The 19517-nt window shown below is 70.2% G+C and carries 13 protein-coding genes; all 13 read right to left on the minus strand.

What is annotated here, in order from left to right; all coding sequences use genetic code 11:
- Positions 1-129: 129 nt before the first annotated feature.
- The 13 genes from H3H37_RS23370 to H3H37_RS23430 all read right to left on the minus strand — a co-directional run bounded on the left by H3H37_RS23370 (position 130) and on the right by H3H37_RS23430 (position 19437).
- Complete coding sequence (locus tag H3H37_RS23370; RefSeq protein ID WP_182167041.1) at positions 130-2049, minus strand: hypothetical protein; 1920 nt, start codon at positions 2047-2049, stop codon at positions 130-132.
- Positions 2050-2129: 80 nt separating this feature from the next.
- Positions 2130-4115, minus strand: a complete 1986-nt coding sequence (locus H3H37_RS23375; RefSeq protein WP_182167042.1) for a hypothetical protein — start codon at positions 4113-4115, stop codon at positions 2130-2132.
- 5 nt (positions 4116-4120) lie between these two features.
- The gene (locus H3H37_RS23380) at positions 4121-4462 is read right to left on the minus strand and encodes an SMR family transporter (protein ID WP_182167043.1); all 342 of its coding nucleotides are present in this window, start codon (positions 4460-4462) and stop codon (positions 4121-4123) included.
- A gap of 30 nt (positions 4463-4492) precedes the next feature.
- A complete protein-coding gene (locus H3H37_RS23385) occupies positions 4493-5950 on the minus strand; it encodes a UbiA family prenyltransferase (protein WP_182167044.1) in 1458 nt (485 codons plus the stop codon).
- Entirely contained in the window at positions 5947-10416 is a 4470-nt protein-coding gene (locus H3H37_RS23390; RefSeq protein WP_182167045.1) for a glycosyltransferase, read from the minus strand. The genes H3H37_RS23385 and H3H37_RS23390 overlap by 4 nt, the downstream gene beginning before the upstream one ends.
- A gap of 2 nt (positions 10417-10418) precedes the next feature.
- Positions 10419-11720 (minus strand): FkbM family methyltransferase, encoded by a 1302-nt coding sequence (locus H3H37_RS23395; protein WP_182167046.1) that lies wholly within the window; start codon positions 11718-11720, stop codon positions 10419-10421.
- Entirely contained in the window at positions 11717-12748 is a 1032-nt protein-coding gene (locus H3H37_RS23400) for an FkbM family methyltransferase (RefSeq protein WP_182167048.1), read from the minus strand. The genes H3H37_RS23395 and H3H37_RS23400 overlap by 4 nt, the downstream gene beginning before the upstream one ends.
- 31 nt (positions 12749-12779) lie before the next feature.
- Positions 12780-14051, minus strand: a complete 1272-nt coding sequence (locus tag H3H37_RS23405) for an ABC transporter ATP-binding protein (protein ID WP_182167050.1) — start codon at positions 14049-14051, stop codon at positions 12780-12782.
- A complete protein-coding gene (locus H3H37_RS23410) occupies positions 14051-14845 on the minus strand; it encodes an ABC transporter permease (protein ID WP_182167051.1) in 795 nt (264 codons plus the stop codon). The genes H3H37_RS23405 and H3H37_RS23410 overlap by 1 nt, the downstream gene beginning before the upstream one ends.
- A 144-nt stretch (positions 14846-14989) precedes the next feature.
- On the minus strand, positions 14990-15724 hold the full coding sequence (locus H3H37_RS23415) for a Crp/Fnr family transcriptional regulator (protein WP_182167053.1): 735 nt from the start codon (positions 15722-15724) through the stop codon (positions 14990-14992).
- Positions 15721-16053, minus strand: coding sequence for a VanZ family protein (locus H3H37_RS23420; protein ID WP_229219001.1), 333 nt, complete (start codon positions 16051-16053; stop codon positions 15721-15723). The genes H3H37_RS23415 and H3H37_RS23420 overlap by 4 nt, the downstream gene beginning before the upstream one ends.
- 61 nt (positions 16054-16114) lie before the next feature.
- Positions 16115-17371 (minus strand): tetratricopeptide repeat protein, encoded by a 1257-nt coding sequence (locus H3H37_RS23425; protein WP_311197581.1) that lies wholly within the window; start codon positions 17369-17371, stop codon positions 16115-16117.
- Positions 17368-19437, minus strand: a complete 2070-nt coding sequence (locus H3H37_RS23430) for a CHASE2 domain-containing protein (RefSeq protein ID WP_229219002.1) — start codon at positions 19435-19437, stop codon at positions 17368-17370. The genes H3H37_RS23425 and H3H37_RS23430 overlap by 4 nt, the downstream gene beginning before the upstream one ends.
- Positions 19438-19517: the final 80 nt, after the last annotated feature.

Raw genomic sequence — 19517 nt, forward strand, 5'->3', positions numbered from 1 at the left:
GACCGACAGGCGCGACTCTCATCGTGGCGCGGAGTACATCTCCAATTAGACGCCGGATAGATTTAAGCGAGCCTTCTTACAGCATACAAAAAATCAGCTTGCAAAAAAGAGGGTGACCATAGATTTTGTTTAATGCAATACGACCTTGCGCAGGAACAGCGACAGGTGGCGGGTGTCGTTCGGGCCGGGCTCGCCCGGCGCTTCGTGCTGCAGCAGGATCTGTAACTGGCCTTGTTCGGCCACGGCGGCCGGCACCGGCAGCGGTTGCGCGTCCTGCAGGTTGTGCCAGCCCAGGTCGACGCCGTTCACGTAGACCCGGGTGCGCTGGTTGCCCTTGAAGTAGTAGCCGGCCACCAGCACCGTGGTCGGCGGGTGCCGGCGGTCGAGCGCGACCTGCAGCCGCGACGTGGGGCCGTCCGACCATACGCCGTCCCAGTCGCTGCCGTTGCCTTCGGGCGTGGCCCAGCCATGCACCAGCAACTGGGTCTGCAATTGCTTGAAGTCGGCGTAGGCCAGCGTGCGGTCGGCGTTGCCGGCGCCATTGTGGCAATGCACGGGGCCGTTCAGGTAGCGCCAGCCGCGCATGCTGTGCGAGGTGCGGTTGTCTTCCTCGGCCAGCGTGTTGCCTGCGCCGCACAGCAGGGCGCCGATGGCGGTGTTGCTGCGGTTGTAGAGGATTTTCTGGCTGGGACCATCCACGCTGAGCGCCACCACCTGCTCGGGCAGCAGCATGGCGTCGTTGTGGGTGTTGCGCTCGGCGAAAATCTCGGGCTCGGGGTTGACCCAGGCCGGATGGCGTTCCATCAGCCAGGCGCTCAGCGGGCTGAGGTGGACGTAGTTGTAGCCGAACGCCTGCCAGGTGGCCACGCCCTGCACGAGGAAGATGGCCAGCAGCGGCGCGACCGGCCAGCGCGGCCAGGCGCGCAGCCGCCACAGCAAGGGGAACAGGAAGGCGCTGCCGGCCCAGAACGCGTAACGCATCTCGCCGGTGGCGGCCGAGTTCCAGTTCAGCACGGCCAGCGCGGGCAGCGCCAGCGCCAGCGAGAACACGGTGCACACGGCCAGCAGCGCCAGGTTGCGTTGCCGTTCGGCGCGCGGCCGGCCGCGCCAGCCCAACAGCAGCAGCGCGGCCCAGATGCCGGGTATGCCGATCAGCATGCCCTGGTTCAGGTCGAAATAGAAGGAGTGCAGCCGGGTGCCGTTGATTAGGCCGGGGTCGGAGAACAGCTTGGCGATCACGTTGGGCACGCCGAACTGCCACAGGTTGAACAGCGGCGCCAGCGCGAACACGGCGCCGCCGGCCGCCAGCGCGACCAGGTAGCGGCCGCGCGGCAGGGCGGCCAGCACGCCGGGCCAGCCGCTGCCCGGTTCGTAGTGCAGGCACAGCCGCAGCAGCGGGGCGAAGCCGAGGAACACGACGATGGTGGGGTTTTGCAGCGACGCCAGCCCGGCCAGCAGGCAGGCCGCCAGCGGCAGGCCGTCGCAGTACAGCACCAGCGCCGCCAGCAGGGCCGCTGCGCTCAGGCATTCGGGGCTGCCCCAGTCCCAGTATTGCAGGCCGCCGCACAGCATGAACAGGGCCACGCCCAGCAGCGCCTTGGGCCCCGAGCGGAACAGCCGATACAGGCTCAGGCCGAGGATGAACACCATCGCCAGGTTGACGATCTGGTAGGCGCGGAACGGTTCCGCGCCCACCGCTTGCAGCAGCTTGAACGGCAGCGCCGTCAGCAGCGCGTAGCCGAAGAAGTGGACCGCGTACACCTGGCCATCCTTGCCGCGCGTGAAGGCCGCGTACAGCGTCGGTTGCCGGGTCACCATGTCGTGTTCGATCAGTTCATACACTGGGATGCGGCTGGGCACCAGTTGCTTGGCCACGGCGATGTCGTCGAGCCGGATGTCGGGCGAGGCGTGGCGCACCAGCGCGATCGTTTGCAGCGAGTATTCGACGGCGTCGCCGTTGTGGTCGGGGCCGCGCGTGAACAGCAGGGCCAGCAGCAGGGCGGCCAGCAACAGGGCGAAGCGGAAGGGGCGCAGTGGCGTTGTCGTCATGTGCATGTGTGAGCGTGGGGTCAGGGCCGGCCGGCAGGCAGCCGGGCTGGCGTGGGGGACCGGCGCGGCCGGTCCCCGGCTTAGCGCAGGGCCGGCTTAAGCGCGATTTCCTGCAGGAAGAACGCCAGCTGGCGCGTGTCGGGCTGGCCCGGCGGCGGCTGGTAGGGCGCGTCATGTTCCAGTTCCAGCGTCAGCGTCGGCGCGTCGGGCAGCGGCAGTTCGGGCAGCTCGCGCAGCGCGAACCAGCCCAGGTCGCGCCCGTTGATGATCACGCGGGTGCGGCTGTTGCCGGTGAAGTAGTGGCCGATGATGAGCAGGGTGCGGTACTGGTGGCCGGCCGGCAGCGGCACGGTCAGCACCGAGCGCTTGCCGTTGGACCAGCTGCCGTTCCAGATGTCGCCGCCGGACTCGGGCTGGCTCCAGCCTGTGCCCAGCGTGATGCCGTCGTGGCTGAGGAATTGCGCCAGGCCGTAGCGCAGCGGCGCCGGGCCGGCCGGGCCGCACTGCGGCTGGCCGTCGATGTAGCGCCACATGCGGGTGGTGTCGTGGAAGCGGTTGGCGGCCGTCAGCGCGCGGCCGGCGCCGCACAGGGCCTGGTCGGCGTCCAGGTTGGCGCGGCTATACATGGTCTTGTAGACCTTGCCGCCGTCCTCGTAGACGGCCACGCGGCCTTGGGCCAGCTCGTATTCGCCGTGCCAGCTGCGTTCGGCGAACAGTTCCGGTTCCGGGTTGTACCAGGCCGGCGCGTGGCGCAGCACGGCGCGCGCCAGCGGGCTGAATTCCAGCGCGCCGTAGCGCAGGTCGTTGCGCATGGCCAGCCCTTGCAGTACCAGCAGCACGGCCAGCGCCGCCACCGGCCAGCGCGGCAGGCGGCGCAATTGCCACAGCAGCACGAACAGCAGCGGCATGGCGGCCCAGAACGCGTAGCGCATCACGCCGGCCGCGCCCGAGTTCCAGTTCTGGATCACCAGCGTGGGCAGGGCCAGCGCCAGCGTCAGCACGCAGGCCAGCACCAGCATGGCGAGGCGGCGGCCACGGCCCGGCGCGCCGCGGCGCCAGCCCCACAGCAGCAGGAAGCCGGCCAGCGCCGGGATGGCGACGATCATGCCCTGGTTGAGGTCGAAATAGAAGGAGAACAGCCGCACGCCGCTGGCCATGGCCGGGTCGGCGCCGACCTTGGCGATCACGCTGGGCACGCCGAACTGGTACAGGTTGTACAGCGGCGCTAGCGCGAACAGGGCGCCGCCCAGCGCCAGGCCGGCGATGCGGCGCGGCGCCACGCACGGCGCCAGCGCGGCGCGCCAGCCGTCGCCGGGGCGGTACTGCGACACCAGTTGCAGCAGCGGCGCGAACGCGAGGAAGAACACGGTGGTGGGGTTTTGCAGCGTGGCCAGCCCGCCCAGCAGGCCGGCCGCCAGCGGACTGCCGGCCGTGTACAGCAGCAGGCCGGACAGCAGCATCGAGGCCGTCATCAGTTCCGGGCTGCTCCAGTCCAGGTACAGCACGCCGCCGCACAGCAGGAACAGCAGCAGGCCGACGGCAGCGCGGCCGTTGCTGCCGAACACGTGGCGCAGGGTCAGGCCCAGCACGAACACGCAGGCCAGGTTGAGTGCCTGGTAGCACTTGAACGGATCGGCGCCCAGCGCGCGCAGCAGCTTGAACGGCAGCGCCGCCAGCGCGGAATAGCCGAAGAAGTGGATGGCCTGGGTGCTGCCCTCGCGGCCACGGTAGAAGCCGCTGAGCGGCACTTCGCGGTGAGCCTGCATGCCGTCGGCCAGCTGGGCCAGGGCCGCGTCGAACTGCGGCATCATCTTGCGGCCCAGCGCCACGTCGGCGGGACGGATGTCGGGGCTGCCATGTTCGGCCACGGCCACCGTCATTAAGGTGTATTCGGCCGCGTCGCCCGTCAGCAGCGGCGCGCGCAGGGCCAGCGTGGCCAGCAGCACGGCCGCCAGCAGCCACGCGAAGGCCAGCGGGCCGCGCAGGCCGGTGCGCGCGGTGGGCGCGCCGTGGAAGGGCGCCGCTGCCGGGGCGGCAGACGGGGACGCGGGCAGGGAGCGCGGCATGGTGCTCACCGCGTGAGCGCGAACGCGCCGGCCGCGATCAGCACCAGGCCGGTCAGCTTGGACACGCTCATCGCTTCGTTCAGGGCCGCGTAGCCGGTTAGCGCCACCAGCGCCATGGTGATGGCCGTCATGGCCGGGTAGGCCAGGCTGATCTGCAGCCTTTGCAGCGCCACCGAGTAGCAGATGAAGCCCAGGCCGTAGGTGGCGCAGGCACCGCCCAGGAAGGCCAGGCGGCGCAGGTTCCAGTCCGTGCCGGCCAGGCTGGACAGTTTAATCAGGAAGGTGGCGGCGGCGCTGGCTAGCGCGGCCAGCGCACACCACAGGTAGCCTATCAAGGTCGGGGACATGGCGAATACTTTCAACAATACAGGGGGCGGTCAAAGCGCGGCGGCTACGGCCAGCGCGCCGCACAGGGCGATGATGAGCAGGCTTAGGCGATCCTTGCTGACGAACAGCACCGGGTCTTCGTGCACCTGGCCACGGTAGCCCAGCATCCACAGCCGGCCCAGCCAGAACACCAGCAGCGGCACGATGCCCATCAGGTAGGCCGGATGCGGGTACAGCGGCAGCACGCGGTCCGAATTCATGTACAGCATGAAGATCAGCACCGACAGGAAGCCGGCGTTCACGCCCATGGTGCCGATCGGTCCCTTGTCGGCCGTGGTGTAGCCGCGCCCGCTGGTCTTCTCCTTGCCCTGGCGCTTCAGGTTGAACAGTTCGCTGTAACGCTTGAGCATGGCCAGCGACAGGAAGATGAAGAACGAGAACGCCAGCAGCCAGAACGAGGGCGTGATGCCGGTGGCCGCGCCGCCGCCGAGGATGCGCACCGTGTACAGCAGCGCCAGGGTGACGATGTCGACCATCAGCAGCCGCTTGAGCACGAACGAGTAGCTGAGCGTGCTGACGAAATAGATCAGCACCACCGGCAGCAGCCAGGTGCCGTCGAGCGTGCACAGCAGCAGGGCCGCCACGGCCAGCAAGGCGCTGGTGCACAGGGCCAGCGACAGCGGCAGGCTGCCGGCCGCGATCGGGCGCCGGCACTTGGTCGGATGCTGGCGGTCGTCGTGGGCGTCGAGCGCGTCGTTGAGCAGGTAGGCGCTGGACGCGCACAGCGAGAACGCCGTGAACGCCAGCAGCGATTCGAGCAGCGTCGGCAGTCGCAGCACGTGGCCGGCCAGCATGGGCAGGAACACCAGCATGTTCTTCAGCCACTGGCGCGGTCGCATGGCCTTGAGCAGGGCGGCCAGCGGATGGCGGCGCTGCGCGCCCAGCGGCTGGGTCTGGCGGCCGTCGGCCAGCCGGAACGGGCGCCGGCTCACGCTGTACGCTTCGCGGCTGCCATGCCACACGGGGACGTCGACGCTGGCGTTGCCCACGTAATCGTAGCCGCGCGCGCCGTAGTGCTGGGCCAGCGTGGCGGCCTTGTTGTGCGAGGTCAGGTTGACGCCGGCCTCGGTGGCCAGCACCAGGTCGAACAGTTGCAGATGGGCGGCGATGGCTTCCGCGTAGGCGCGCTGGGAACCAGTGGCCAGCACCACGCGCCGGCCGCGCGCCCGTTCCTCGCGGATGTGGGCCAGCAGGCGCTGGTCGTAGGGCAGCGTGGCCGGGTCGATGGCCACGTGCGCGGCCAGCTTGTCCTTGAAGCCGGCTTTGCCCAGCAGCAGCCAGCCGGGCAGGCGCCAGGCTTGCCAGAAGCGCTGCTTGAGGAACAGCAGCAGCGCTTCCCACAGCAGGTCGGAATAGATCAGGGTGCCGTCCAGGTCGATGACCAGCGGCGGTTCAGCGTGGACCGGGATGGCGCCAGGCGGGGTCAGGGGCTGGTGCGGAGAATTCATACGGTGGCGCTCTCAGGAATAGCTTCGGTTTCAGGGGCGGCGTCGAACAGCAGCGCGGCCAGCGCGCGCGCGTTGTCGCTCCAGCATTGCCAGGGCATGGCGCCAGACGCCACGGCCTGGCCGGCCGCGTGGCCGTCCAGCCAGGCGCGCAGCGCCAGCGCCAGCGCGGCGCCGTCGTGGCCGCTGAAATACTGGGCATGCTGGCCCGCCACTTCGCGGAACACGGGCAGGGCGCGCGCCAGCACGGGCAGGCCGTGGCGGGCCGCCTCGATCAGCGGCAGGCCGAAGCCTTCGCCCTCGCTGGGCGCGAGCAGGCAGGCGCAGGCCGCGTACACCTGCTCCAGGTAGTCGTCGCTGATGCCTTGCAGCCAGTGCAGGCGGCGGCCCGCTTCCGGGTGGCCTTGCAGGCGCGCGATGATGGCGGGGATGGTGCGGCGCTGCGATGGCGGCAAGCCCTGCCAGCCTTCGCGGCCGACGATCACCAGTTGCGCGTCCACGCCCTCGGCCCACAACTGCTCGAACGCGTCCAGCGTCTGCAGGTGGCCCTTGCGCGGCTCGATCGTGCCCACCATCAGGAACGCCGGGCTGGCCGCCAGCCGCGCCAGCACGGCCGGCGCCTCGTCGGGCAGGCCGGTGCTGGGCTGGGAGGCGGCGATGTCGGCGCCATGGTGCAGCACGGCCAGCGGCGGCACCGCCAGGCCGTTGGCGCCCAGCCACTGGCGCGTGTCGTCGGCCACGGCGGCGCTGATGCAGACCAGGCGGTCGGCCTGGGCTGCGATGCAGCGCAGCCAGCGGCCATGGGCGTCGCTGGCGCCGGGCGGGAAGAAGGCCGGCTGCAGCACGGGCAGCAGGTCGTGGATCAGGAAATTGACGGACACGCCGGCCGTGCGCCAGCGCTGGTACAGGCCGGCGGCGGCGGCCGCCACCACGGCGCCGGGCGCGTAGTCGGGGCTGTAGTAGACGTCGCCGCGGACCACCTTGACGGCGTCGTCGGCCACGCCCGCTTCGTTGATGCCGAGCAGGCGGTGCGTGTAGCGCTTGGCGTAGCGGTAGTGCCAGTGGCCGCCCTCATCGCTCAGGTACACGGGGCGCACCTGGTAGCGCGTGGTGGGCGTGCGCAGCAGTTCGGACAACTGGGCCCGCACCACGCGCTCGATGCCCGTTTGCAGGTCGTTGGCGGCGATGGTGGTCACGTCCACCAGCAACTGGGGCGCGGGCGCGCCGTCACCACCGAGCTGGCGGTACCACTGGCCGTGCAGCACCACGTCCATCAGCTGGTCGGCGCTCTGCTGCCAGTTCAGCCAGCGCAAGCCTTGCGGCTGCGGCGCCTGGCCGGCCGCGTGCAGGTCCAGCCAGGCGCGCAGGGCGCCGGCCAGCGCCGGCGCGTCCAGGCCGTCGAAATAGTAGGCGTGCTCGCCGGCCACCTCGCGGAACACGGGCAGGCCGCGCGCGATGATGGGCAGGTCGTGCTGGGCCGCCTCGATCAGCGGCAGGCCGAAGCCTTCGGCCTCGGATGCGGCCAGCAGGGCCGCCGCCGAACCGTACAGTTGCAGCAGCATCTCGTCGGACACGCCCGACAGCCAGAACAGGCGCTGGCCGCGCAGCGGATGCTGCTCGAGCCGCTTGATCAGCGTGTCGACCAGCCAGCCCGCCTTGCCGACGATGACGAGGTTGATGGCCACGCCCTGCTGCCATAGCAGTTCGAACGCGTCCAGCGCCTGGGTGTGGCCCTTGCGCGGCTCCAGCGTGCCCACCATCAGCAGCGTGGGGGCGGCGGCCACGGCGGCCAGCACCTGCCCGGCCTCGGGCGGCAGGCCGCTGGTGGGCGCGCTGGCGCCGATGTCGGCGCCCAGGTGGAAGTAGCCCAGTTGCAGCGGCGCCACCCGGCGGCTTGGGCGGTTCTCCAGCCACGTGGCCAGCTCGTCGGCCACGGCGCGCGAGATGCACACCACGCCATCGGCCACGTGCGACACCGTCTCCAGGTAATCGCCATAGTATTTTTCCGCGCCGAACGGGAACGATTCGGGGCGCAGCAGCGGCAGCAGGTCGTACACAACGAAGTCGATGCGCACGCCGCGCTGGTGCAGGCCGGCCAGCAGCGCTTCGTTCTGCGCCGTGCCGTTGGTGAACAGGTCGAGGCCGAGGAAATGGTCGCCGGCGCGCGCCTCGATGGGCGCGTCCTCCAGCTGCAGGCCGTGCACGCCCACCATCTCGAACGCCCAGCGGCGCGCGTAGCGGTAGCAATGGTTGCCGCCTTCACTGTAGACCGGCTCGACCCGGTAGCCGGCCGGCGGTTGCTTGAACAGGGCCAGCAGGATGCTGCGCACCACGCGCTGGATGCCGGTCTTGTGGTCGGCCTGGATCAGCGCCGAGATGTCGATCAGCAGCTGGCGCGGCGCCGTGGCCGGCAGGTTGGCGGCGATGGCGCTGGCGGCGGCGATCAGTTCCTGTTCCTGCGGCTTGGGCGACAGCGCCGCCAGCCCGTCCAGCAGCGCGCGGTAGCGGCTGGCGTGGCTGTCGCGCGCGAAGCGCTCGATGGCGGCATGGTACTGGCGCGCCACGGCGGCCGGCGCGTGGTGCGCCTGCACGTGGGCGCGGCCCCGCTCGGCCAGGCCGGTGCGCAGCGCCGGGTCGTCATACAGACTGGCCAGCGCGTCGGCCAGCGCGTCGTCGCCGAACTGGTCGGGCAGCTTGATCAGCACCGATTCGGGCAGCGTGGCGGCCGCGCCGTGGGCGTTGATGATGGTGGGGATGCCGTACAGCAGGCAGTCGAGCACCGAGGCCGACGTTTCGCCGCGGGTCTGGGTGCGCAGCTGGACGGCGGTGTCGGCCGCCGCCAGGTAGCGCCCGTAGTCGGCGGCCGTGACGAAGCCGGTCACGCGGATGCGCTCGGCGCACGGGCTGTGGGCGATCTGGCGCAGCAGTTCGTAGCCGTAGGGGCCGGGGTCGTTCTCGCCCACGAACACCAGCTGGCAGTTGCGCTGGCGCGCCAGCGGCGAGGCCAGGAAGGCGTGCAGCAGCCGTTCGTTGAGCTTGGTGCTGCCCAGCATGCCGAAGCTGCACACCAGGAAGGTGTCGTCGTCCAGGCCCAGTGCCTGACGTGCCGCCTGGCGCGCGGCCTGCGGCGCGTGGCCGGCCGGCAGGCCGCGCAGCAGCGGCAGCGTGACCCACTGGTCGGCATAGCCGGGGCCATACCACTGCTCGGCCAGCTGGCGCGAGAAATCGGCGTGGACGATCAGGCCGCTGGCCTGGTCCAGCACCGGCTTGTTGCACGGGTAGGCCCAGATCGTGTCGTTGCGGCCCAGTTCACCATGCCGCAGCAGCGCGCTGTGGCCGTGCGAGGCGTACAGGGCGGCCAGGAAGGCCTGCGGTTCGACCCGGTCGCGCTCCATGTTGTCGAGCACGCCGCTGAGGAAGAAGTCGTGCAGCACCACCACGCCGGGCTGGCGCGCCAGCAGGCCGAACATGTGCTGGTGGGCGTTGGAGTTGCCGAAATGGTAGAGCACGCGATCATAGCTGGCGGCGCGCTGCTCGAACTCGTCGGGCGTGCGCAGCGGCCAGCGGGCGGCCAGCGCCGGGTCGGCCGGCACGCTTTGCTGCACCACCAGTTCGATCTCGTAGTACGGGTCCAGCTCGGCCAGCAGTTCGGCGCTGTAGTCGGCGATGCCCGATTTTTCCGGCGGCAGCGGCGAGACGAACGCCAGCCGGGGCCGGACCGTAGCGGCGGCCGTGGCCTTGCCGGCTTTGCTCGTTTCGGCAGCGGCGGTTGCCGCCGTTGTTTCGGTGGCGGCCGCAGTTGTTTCAGTGGCCGCAGTTGTCACGCTTGAGCCGGCCACATTGCCGCCCGTGGCCGTGGCGGCCGGGCTGGCCGGCAGCGCGGCCAGCGCCTGCCACAACTGGGCTGCCGCCTCGTCCGGCTGCTGGCCCGTCACCAGCACCGGCACCGGCGCCAGCGCCGCCTGCAACAGCGCGCCATCGGCGGCGGCCGGCGTCAGCACCACGCTGGCCGCTTGCAACTGGCGGCGCTGGCGCGCGGCCACCGGCCGCAGCGCGGACGCGGAGGGCGCTTGCAGCGGGCCGGCGTCGGCCAGCCAGTAGGCGCAGGGCACGCCCAGCGCGCCGTGGTCGCACAGGCTGTCGTCGAGCGGCCGGTCCAGCAGGCCGGGGCAGAACAGGGCGTCGGGCCGCAACTGGGCCAGCGCGTTGGCACGGATCAGTTCGGCCGCGCCATGTTGCCACGCGCCCGAGCCGGTGGGCGCCGCGTAGCAGACGATGTGGGCCGCCGGCAGCAGGCCGGCGAAGGCATGGCGCAGCGCCTCGATCTGGTCGCCGTGGCGGCCGTCGAGGGCCAGCAGCACGGTGTGGCCGGCGGCGCTGCGCACCACGGCCTGGGCCAGCGCCACCACGGCGGCCGGCTCGCGCGCGGCGCCGTTCTGGCAGGATTGCAAGTCAATGACGAGACGCATGTTCAGTGTTCAGTATGTTGTTGGGCGCGCCGCAGGTCGGCCAGCACCTGGCGGGCCGATTGCGGCAGTTCGCGCAGCTGGTAGGGCAGGTCGGGCGCGTGCTGGGGCAGGCCATGGTCTTGGCGCACCACGGCCAGCACCCGCTTGAGCCGCAGCGACAGGGTCGGGAAGCGCATCTGCAGCGGCACCGTCACGCGCCGCACGGCCGGGCGCGACAGCACCCACGCCAGCGCCCGGCGCAAGGCGCTGCGGGCGCGCCGGCGCGCGATGCGCGGCAGGCTCTGCTCGCCGCGCCGCAGCAGCACGCGCATCGGCGCCGTGATGCGCCACGAGCGACTGGCGCGCATGGCCAGCAATTGCTGTTCGAGGCCGGCGGCCCAGGCCGCGTTCTGGTGCAGGCTCGCTTCGAACGCGCGCGCGCGCTGGTCGGCCTGGTGCAGCTCGGCGCGCACCTGGGCCGTGTCGTCGGCGGCCAGCCGGGTTTGGCGCTGGGCGTCCAGGATCGCTTGTTCCAGTTCCGCCTCGCGCGCCTGGTGCTGCTGCTGGTGCAGCGCCAGTTGCGTGTTCATCTCGGCCAGCGCGGCGTCGAGCCGGTCGGCCCGCTGCCAGGCCTTGTCCAGGTGATGGCTGATGTAGTCGTCGAACACATTGGGCTGGACCGTCAGGCGTTCGGCCAGTTGCGGGTGCTCGTCGGCCACGTAATAGCGGTTCAGGCCGTCGAAGTAGCAGAAGCGGTAGCCGTGGTCGGTCACCAGCGCTTCCCAGCTGTCGTGGTTGCTCACGCGGCTGTTGGGCAGGGTCGCTTCGACCACCACGATCCACGGGCGGCACGCGGTCCAGTCCATGCCGCGCAGCACGTCGCCCTCGCAGCCTTCGACGTCGATCTTGAGGAAGTGCACGGGGCCGCGCACGTGCTCGCGGCAGATGGCCGCCAGCGTGCACAGCGGCACGGTCTGCTCGACCACGCGGTGGCCTTCGGCCCGGTGGCTGGCGGCCACGGCGGCGTCGGTCGAGGCCCAGCCGTTCACGTCGGTCACGTCGAACAGCGTGATCTCGCCTTCGGCCGCGCCGGCCGCCACCGTCAGCGTCAGGTCACGCGGGCGCTGCTCGAGGAACGCGGCCCGGAATGAGGGCAACGGTTCGATGTTGATGCCGTGCCAGCCGCGCTCGTAGAAGGCCTTGGTGACGGAGTGCTGCTCGGGGTCGTTGGCGCCGACGTCGATGTAGAAGCCGTCCGGCACGTCATGCAGGGCGCGCCACAGCAGTACGTCTTCGCCGTTCTGGGCGTAGGAGATGAAGCTCATGGCTGGCCTTCCCGGAACAGGGCCGCCAGCGCCGGATCGGCGCGCACGGCCAGCGCCTCGGCCAGCGAGGGCTTGTCGTACACGAACAGCGCGATGGCGGCCTGGGCCAGCAGGTCGCGCCCGCTGAGCAGGCCGGGCGACTTCATGAAGATGGCGTCGCCCCAGCCGAGCCGGTCGCGCGACTGGCGCGCCGCCGTGCCCTCGCTGGCGTAGCGGCAGGTGCTGTGGAAGTCGATGAATTCGAAGCCCTGGCCGCGCAGCAGTTGCTCGATGTCCGAGAACAGCGCCTGGCCGGCGTAGATGGGCGTGAACGACACTTCGCAATGGACCACGGCGGTGCGCGCCAGCACGGCCGTCGCATGGCGCAGGGCCGGCAGCTCGAAGCCCTGGATGTCGAGCTTGAGGAAGTCGACCGGGGCCGCCTCGGCCAGCACGGCGTCCAGCGTGCGGGTGTCGACGTCGGCCGTGCGCACGGTGCGCAGGTGGCTCAGGTCCACCAGCTGGTCGGTCACGGCGCGGTTGAACGGCAGCAGCGACGAGGTGGCGTCCGGTTCGTTGATGTGGAACGGGTGGCGCTGGCCGTCGCCGATAAAGTCGGGGTACAGCCGGACAGTGGCCTGGCCGTCGTGCTGTTCGCGCTGTTCGCGCTTCTCGTCCAGCGGCTCGAAGCCGGTCACCTGGCAGGGCAGGCCGTGGTCGGTCAGCGGCGCGTACACGTGGCGTTCGTCGTCCAGCATCTGCGCGCCCACGTCGACGATGTGCAGGGGCTGGTCCGCGAACAGCGGCGCGCAGTGGGCCGCCAGCCGGGCGCGGGCCGGGCCGTGAGCGGCCAGGCTGGCGGTGCGGGCGCGGTATTCGTCGCTGCCGGCCAGGGCCGCGGCCAGCGCGGCCACGTCGCCGCCGCCGGTCAGCACCGTGCGCCAGTGCTGCAGGCCGACCGGGTCCGCGTCGCGGCCCAGCAGGGCGCGGTACAGGCCGTGCACCAGCGCGTCGGCGGCGTCGGCGGTGGGGAACAGGGTCTCGGACATGATCTTTCCTGAGGTTCGGTTGAATTCGGCGTTACAGTTTGTCGACGTCCAGCCGCGGCGCCAGGTTGGCCAGGCCGGACCAGGTGATGGCCGCGCTGTTGGGCAGGACCACGAAGGTGCTCACCTCGTGCAGGTAGTTGAGCACTTCGCGGAAGCTGCCTTCATCATAGCCGCCGTTGCCCAATCCGACCGTGAGCGTGTACTCGTCCGGTGCCAGTGCCATGGTGAAGGCGAAGCTGGCCGACAGCACGCCGCCGGCGGCCACCGGCCCCGGCTGTTCGCGCATGCAATAGGTGTTGGTCTCGAACAGCACCACGCCATAGCGGTTGCGGATCTTGAAGCCCACGTGCGGGTCGTCGAGCTCGCGGTGGGCGCGGTATTCTACGCGCAGCCGCACCGGCTGGTCGGCGATGATGCTCGCTTCGGGTGTGCCATCGTCGCGCACGAAGGCCACGCCCACGCAGTCGGCCAGCGGCGTGGTGATGCTGCCGTCGCTGCCGGTCAGCACGGGCGCGTCGCGCAGGCGTTCGGCGGCCGACACGGCCACCGTGTGCTGCTGGGGCGCGTGGTCGAGCCGGCCCAGCAGTTCGGCCTGGTAGCGGTCGGCGGCCGCCTTGGGGGCGCCGTCGAAGGCCAGCGCGCCCTGGCGGATGTACAGGCAGCGGTTGCAGATGTTCATCACCGTGCCCATGCTGTGCGACACGAACAGCAGCGTGGTGCCGCTGGCCGTGAAGTCACGGATGCGGTCGAAGCATTTCTGCTGGAAGTAGACGTCGCCCACGGCCAGCGCCTCGTCCACGATCAGGATGTCGGGCCGCACGCAGGTAGCCACGCTGAAGGCCAGCCGCATCTGCATGCCGCTCGAATAGACGCGCACCGGCTGCTCGATGTAGTCGCCGATCTCGGCGAACTGCTCGATGGATGGCATCAGCGCGTCGAGCTGCTGGACGGTGAGGCCGGCCAGCTGGCCGGCCATGTAGACATTCTGGCGGCCCGTGAAGTCGGGGTGGAAGCCCATGCCCAGTTCCAGCAGGGCCGCCACCCGGCCCGTCAGCGCCACGCTGCCCGTGGTGGGCTGGGTGGTGCCGGTGATCAGCTTGAGCAGCGTGCTCTTGCCGGCGCCGTTGATGCCGATCAGGCCCACGGCCTCGCCGGCCTTCACCTCGAAATTAATGTCCTGCAAGATCCAGCGCAACTGGTGGCGCGGCCCGCGCATGGGCAGCAGCCACTCGCGCAGGCGGGCCCAGCGGGTTGGATATTGTTTGTAGGCTTTGCCCAGTTGGGCGACGCGGATGGTGCCCATTACAGTTCGTCCGCCATTTCTCCCGCGCGGCGGCGGAACAGTTTCAGGCCCAGCAGGCACAGGCCGGCGGCCAGCACGGCGGCCGGCGCCAGCGAGGCCCAGTCCGGCATCTGGCCGGCCACCAGCAATTGTTGATACGACACGGTGATGGCGCTCATGGGGTTCAGGGCCAGCCACGGGCGCAGCGCCTCGGGGATGATGGTGGCCGGATAGACGATGGGCGTGAACCAGAACCAGAATTGCAGGAAGATGGTGAAGAACTGGCCCACGTCGCGGAAGAACACGTTGAGGATGCCCAGCACCAGTCCCAGGCCCACGGCCAGCGCCAGTTGCAGCGCCAGCAGCGGCAGCAGCGCCAGGGTGACCCACCCGGGGAACTGGCCCGACACCAGCAGGAACAGCAGGAACAGGCCGAAGATGATGGCGAAGTTGAGCAGCGCGTTGAGCACGGCGATCAGCGGCAGGCAGATGCGGGGGAAGCTGACCTTCTTGAGCAGGTTGGCCTGCTCCAGGAACATATTGAGCATGCGCGTGGTCAGTTCGGCGAACAGGCCCCAGGTCAGCACGCCGGCGCACAGGTAGATGCTGTAGGCGTACTGGCCGCTGGCGCCGGGCAGCTTGCTGCGCATGACCTGCGAGAAGATCAGCGTGTAGACCACGATCATGGCCAGCGGGTTGAGCACGGTCCAGGCCGCGCCCAGCATGGTGTTGCGGTACTTGGCCTGGAATTCCCGCTTGACGCTGCCCAGCACGAAACCGCGGTAGGCCCAGATGGCCCGTAGCATGGCGGACATCAGGCGGCGCCTCGCGGACGGAACGACGGTGGTGCAGAACTCATGGCAGACGGTGCGGCTCGCAGACAGTCTGCTGGCCCCTGAAATTGAAAGGGTCAGATTATACCGTACTGGCTTGCCACAGTTGTAATAGGTTGTTACGCCTCAGGCGTCGCCTTGCACCAGTTTTTGCAGCGCGTCCGGGTCCTTGATGATGAGCCGGTGTGGTTCTTTTTGCACGATGCCCTGCTGCACCAGCGTGAGCAGCGCCCGCGTCACCGTCTCGCGGCTGGTGTTGATCATGTTGGCAATGTCCTGGTGGGTGGGCAGGTTCTCCACCACGGTGCCGTCCGGGTTTTTCTTCTGCATCAGCACCAGGAAGGTGTAGATGCGGCGCGTCGTGTTGTTGATGCTGAGCAACGCGCGGAATTCCGAGTCGCGCTGGATCTTCTGCGCCAGGTGGCGCAGCATCTGCTTGGCCACCGACGGCGAATGGGTGAACAGGCGCAGTGCAATGGGCGCCGGCAGGAAGGCCACCAGCACCTCCGTCATGGCCACCACCGAGGCCGAACGCGTCGATTCGTTGATCAGCGCGATCTCGCCGAAAAAGTCGCCCGGCGCCAGCATGCGCAAGCCCACGGCGCGGCCATCCTCGGTCACGTCGATCACCTGTAACTGGCCCGACAGCAGGAACAGCAGGCCGTCGCCGCTGCCGCCCTTGTGCAGCACCACCTCGCGCTTGGCGTGGTGGCGGATGCGCAGCTCGGCCTTGACGGCGTTCATCTCCTCCTCGGACAGCTCGGCCAGCAACGGGATCTTGCGCAGGTAGATCTGGATCTGGCCCGGCGGTTCCTTGGGCGGGGTGCCCGGTGCGTCCGGCAGCGCTGCTGGTTCGCTCATGCGAATGCTCCCAGCGTGCTGACGGCGCCATAGGCCAGCCCGATCAGGCCGGCGCACGCCACCCCGGCCGCGTTGGCGGCCAGGTCGCACCAGCAGAAGCGCCGCTCCGGCACCAGCACCTGCAGGCACTCGATGGCCAGGCTGGCCAGCAGCACGCCGGCCAGGCACCACATGCCCTCGCGGCGGTCGTGCGCCAGCGGCAGGGCCAGCAGCGCCAGCAGGCCGAAACCGGCGAAATGCATCAATTTATCGTTCGGCAAGGCGGTCGGCAGCCAACTGTTGGGCAACAGACAGCCCACGGTCAGCAGCACGGCCAGTGCCGAAAACATCACCCATTTCCAGTCCATACACTACCTTGATTCGATCACGGCGGCCCCTGGCGGCGCCCCGTCACGGCGTCTGCCATTGCCAGCTCAGTTGCAATTGGCGGTCATTGTACTGAAAGATCGAGATGCTTTCCTGATTCCGGACCTGCCTGGCCTCAAGCAACAGCGATTGGCTGGCGCTGAGCGGGTAGGTCAGGGCGGCGCGCAGCAGCGTGGTGCGCTGGCGCCGCACATCGTCGATGAAGCCCGGCGAATAGGCTTCGGCGCCGTTCCAGCGCTGGTGGCTGAAGTTCAGTTCGCCCGTGAGCTGGTAGGGCAGCTGGTGCTTCCATTGCAGCGTGGCCAGCCAGCCGCGCCGGTCGCCGCCGGGGCGGGCCGCCAGCGCGCGGTCGTCCAGCCCGGCCAGGCCGATGGCGGCCAGGTCGGCGTCGCGGTGGTAAGTGAACTGGCCGCGCAGCTCCAGCGTGTTGGCGTCGAAATGGCTGAGCGTGAGGTAGTTGGCGCGGCTCACGCCCGCCGTCAGGTGGAACTGCACGCTGCCCGGCAGCGGCAGCGGCGGCCCGACCTTGACCTGCAGCTGCGCCTGGCGCTGGTAGAGCTGGCTGCCCAGCGTGATCAGGCCCATGCTGGCGCTGCCGCGCACGGTCCAGTGGCCGAAGCGCCACGGCGTGTCGGCGCCCGCGTACAGCGCCGTCGAGTTGTACTGGCCCAGGCTGTCGTAGCGGCGCGATTGCAGTTGCAAATAACCGCTGCTGCCGTTGGGCGTGAGGTCGCGCAGGTAGTCGGCCGACAGCCAGCTGAACTGGTCATGCTTGGGCTGGAAGTCGATCGGCTGGGGCAAGTCCACCTGCACCCCGGCCTGGGTCACGCCATAGCTGCTGCCGTAGGAACCCTGGTTGACGTTCTGGTCCAGCCCGCGCCCTATGCTGAGCGTGGCGTGGCTTTGCGGCTGCCAGTTGCTGCAACCGCCGGCCCGCGCTTCGCTGATCAGTTCGAGGATGCCCTGGGGCGGGTTGAAGCGCACCTCGATGGCAGCGAACAGCCGCTCGGCCTCGTCCGCGTGCCCCAGCGCGCACTGGATCAGGGCCAGGTCCAGCCAGGCGCCCGCGTGCAGCGGCTCCTTGGCCACCACTTCGCTCAGGGTGGCGCTGGCGTCGTTCTTGCGCCCTTCGGCGATCGATTGCAGCGCCTGCTGGTAGAGCAACTGGCTCTCCGTCTCGCCCGGCTCATCGGCGCGCGCGGCCGGGGCCAGCGCGAGCGCGCAGGACAGGCCGGCCAGCGCGGCCAGCCAGCGCGATGGGGTACCGATGGCCGCCCTCACGCGTGCCGCTCCCGCACGCCGGTGGTGGAGGGAGCAGCGCGTTCGGCCATGTTGTGCGTGTCGTTGATGGTATCGATGGTGGTGTCTATCGTGTAGAGCGTGGTCGGTTTTTCCTTGCCGCGCAACAGCCGCTCGCCCAGCGGCAGGAACTGGTGGCCGGTGGCGCGCGCCACCGTGCCGGCGCCCACGATCACGTCGTGGGGGTAATCGCGCGCCGCCTGTTCCAGCCGCGCCGCCGTGTTGACGCTGTCGCCGACGGCAGTATAAATGCTGCGGAACGCCGTGCCAAAATCGCCGGCCATGGCCAGCCCGCTTTCGATGCCGATGCGCACCCGCAGCGGCGGCCAGCCCTGGGCCACGCGCGCCTGGCTCAGCGCACGCACGCGGCGCACGATGGCCTGGGCCGCGTCCAGCGCCAGGTCGGCGTGGCGCGGGTGGGGCAGGGGCGCGCCCCAGAACGCCACCAGGCCGTCGCCCGTGTACTTGTCGAGCGTGCCCTGGTTGGCGATCACCGGCTCGGTCAGGCATTCGAGGAAGTCGCGCGTCAGTTTGGCCGCCTCGTCCACGGGCAGCGCTTCCACCTGCGAGGTGTAGCCTTCCATGTCGGCGATCAGGGTGGTCACGTCGAGCTGGCGCGGGGCCAGCGGGTCCTTCAGGTCGCTGCGCATCAGTTCGCTCACCACGGCCGGCGCCACGTACTGGCGCAGGGTGTCGAGCAGGTAGCGCGAGCGGTGCTGGGTCTGCTGCCACTGGAACGGCACGGCGAACGCCAGCAGGAAGGCCACCGAGGCCAGCGGCGCGCTGGGCGAGAAGCTGGCGTCGTGGGCGCTCACGGCCAGCGCGAGCAGTAGCCACAGCGCGGCGCCCGCGCCCAGCAGCAGGCCGTTGCGGGCGGCCGACAGGCGCGGCATGGTGTAGCTGGCCAGCGCCGCCAGCAGCAAGGTGTAGGCGCAGGCGATCCAGCGGCCCGGCCACGGGGCCGGTGCGTTGCCGTCGCGCCGGTCGAGCAGGGTCGACAGCATGGTTGCCTGCACGCCCAGACCGGGGCGGTTGGCCGCCAGCGGCGTGGTGACGCGGTCGGCCAGGCTCAGCGAGGACGAGCCCACCAGCGCCAGGCGGCCGCTGGCGCCGTCCGGCGCGATGCGGCCGGCCAGGATGTCGGCCGCGCTGACGACGGTGTAGGCGCTCCAGTCGCGGCGGTAGTCGATGCGGGTGGCGGCGGCGTCGGCCGGGAAGGGGGCGGGTTGGGACGACGTTTGAGGGGATGCTTGGGCCGGTGCCTGGTGTGAAGTCTGGGGCGACATTTGTGGTGAAGCTTTGCCCGAAGCTTGGGGCGGCGTGTTGGCCGAAGCTTGCGCCGGAGCCTCGGCCGATGTGGGGGCCGATGCCTGGGTGGAGGCGCCGGCGCAGCAGTCGAGCAGGGCCTGGGTGAGCGCGGGGTAGACTCGGCCTTCGAACGAGGTCAGCAGCGGCAGCCGGCGCAGCGCGCCGTCCGGGTCGGGGATGAAGCCGATGTTGCCGATGTGGGGCGCTTGTGCCAGCAGCGCGTGGTTGGCCAGGTAGCCGGTGGCGGGCTGAGTGGAGACAGCGGCCGGCGCCGCCGCCAGCGCGCCGCCCAGCACGCCGGCACGCAGTGGCTCGGGGCGGGTGGCACTGTAATCGAAGGCCTGGGCCAGCACCAGCGGGCCGTGGTTGGCCAGCAGGGCCAGGCGGGTGTCGCCGTCCGGGTCACCGGCCTTGGGCAGCACGATGTCGAGCGCCACGCCGCGCGCGTTGTAATTAGTCAGCAGCATTTCCACCAGGTCCGCGATACGGCTGCTGGGCCAGGGCCACGAACCGAGCGTGGCCAGGCTGGCCTCGTCGATATCGACTACCAGCACGCGCGGCTCGGGGGCGTTGGTGGTGTGCAGGCGGATGTAGCGGTCGCGCAGCCATTCTTCGGCGAAATAGCCGTGGCCGGGCAGGAATTCGGGGACCACCGTCAGCAGCAGGGCGACCAGCGCCATCAGCCAGCGCAACTGGCGGGGCGAAGGGCGTAGCGAGCGCAGGGCCGAGGCTGGAATCATGGAGACGGTAGGGATGGCCGGTCGGCGCGGCTTGATAAATGGCAAGTTAATGACTGGAACAGGCAGAGTATAACGGGAAA

Origin of the sequence: Rugamonas brunnea (assembly GCF_014042345.1) — a bacterium.
GTDB lineage: Bacteria > Pseudomonadota > Gammaproteobacteria > Burkholderiales > Burkholderiaceae_D > Rugamonas > Rugamonas brunnea.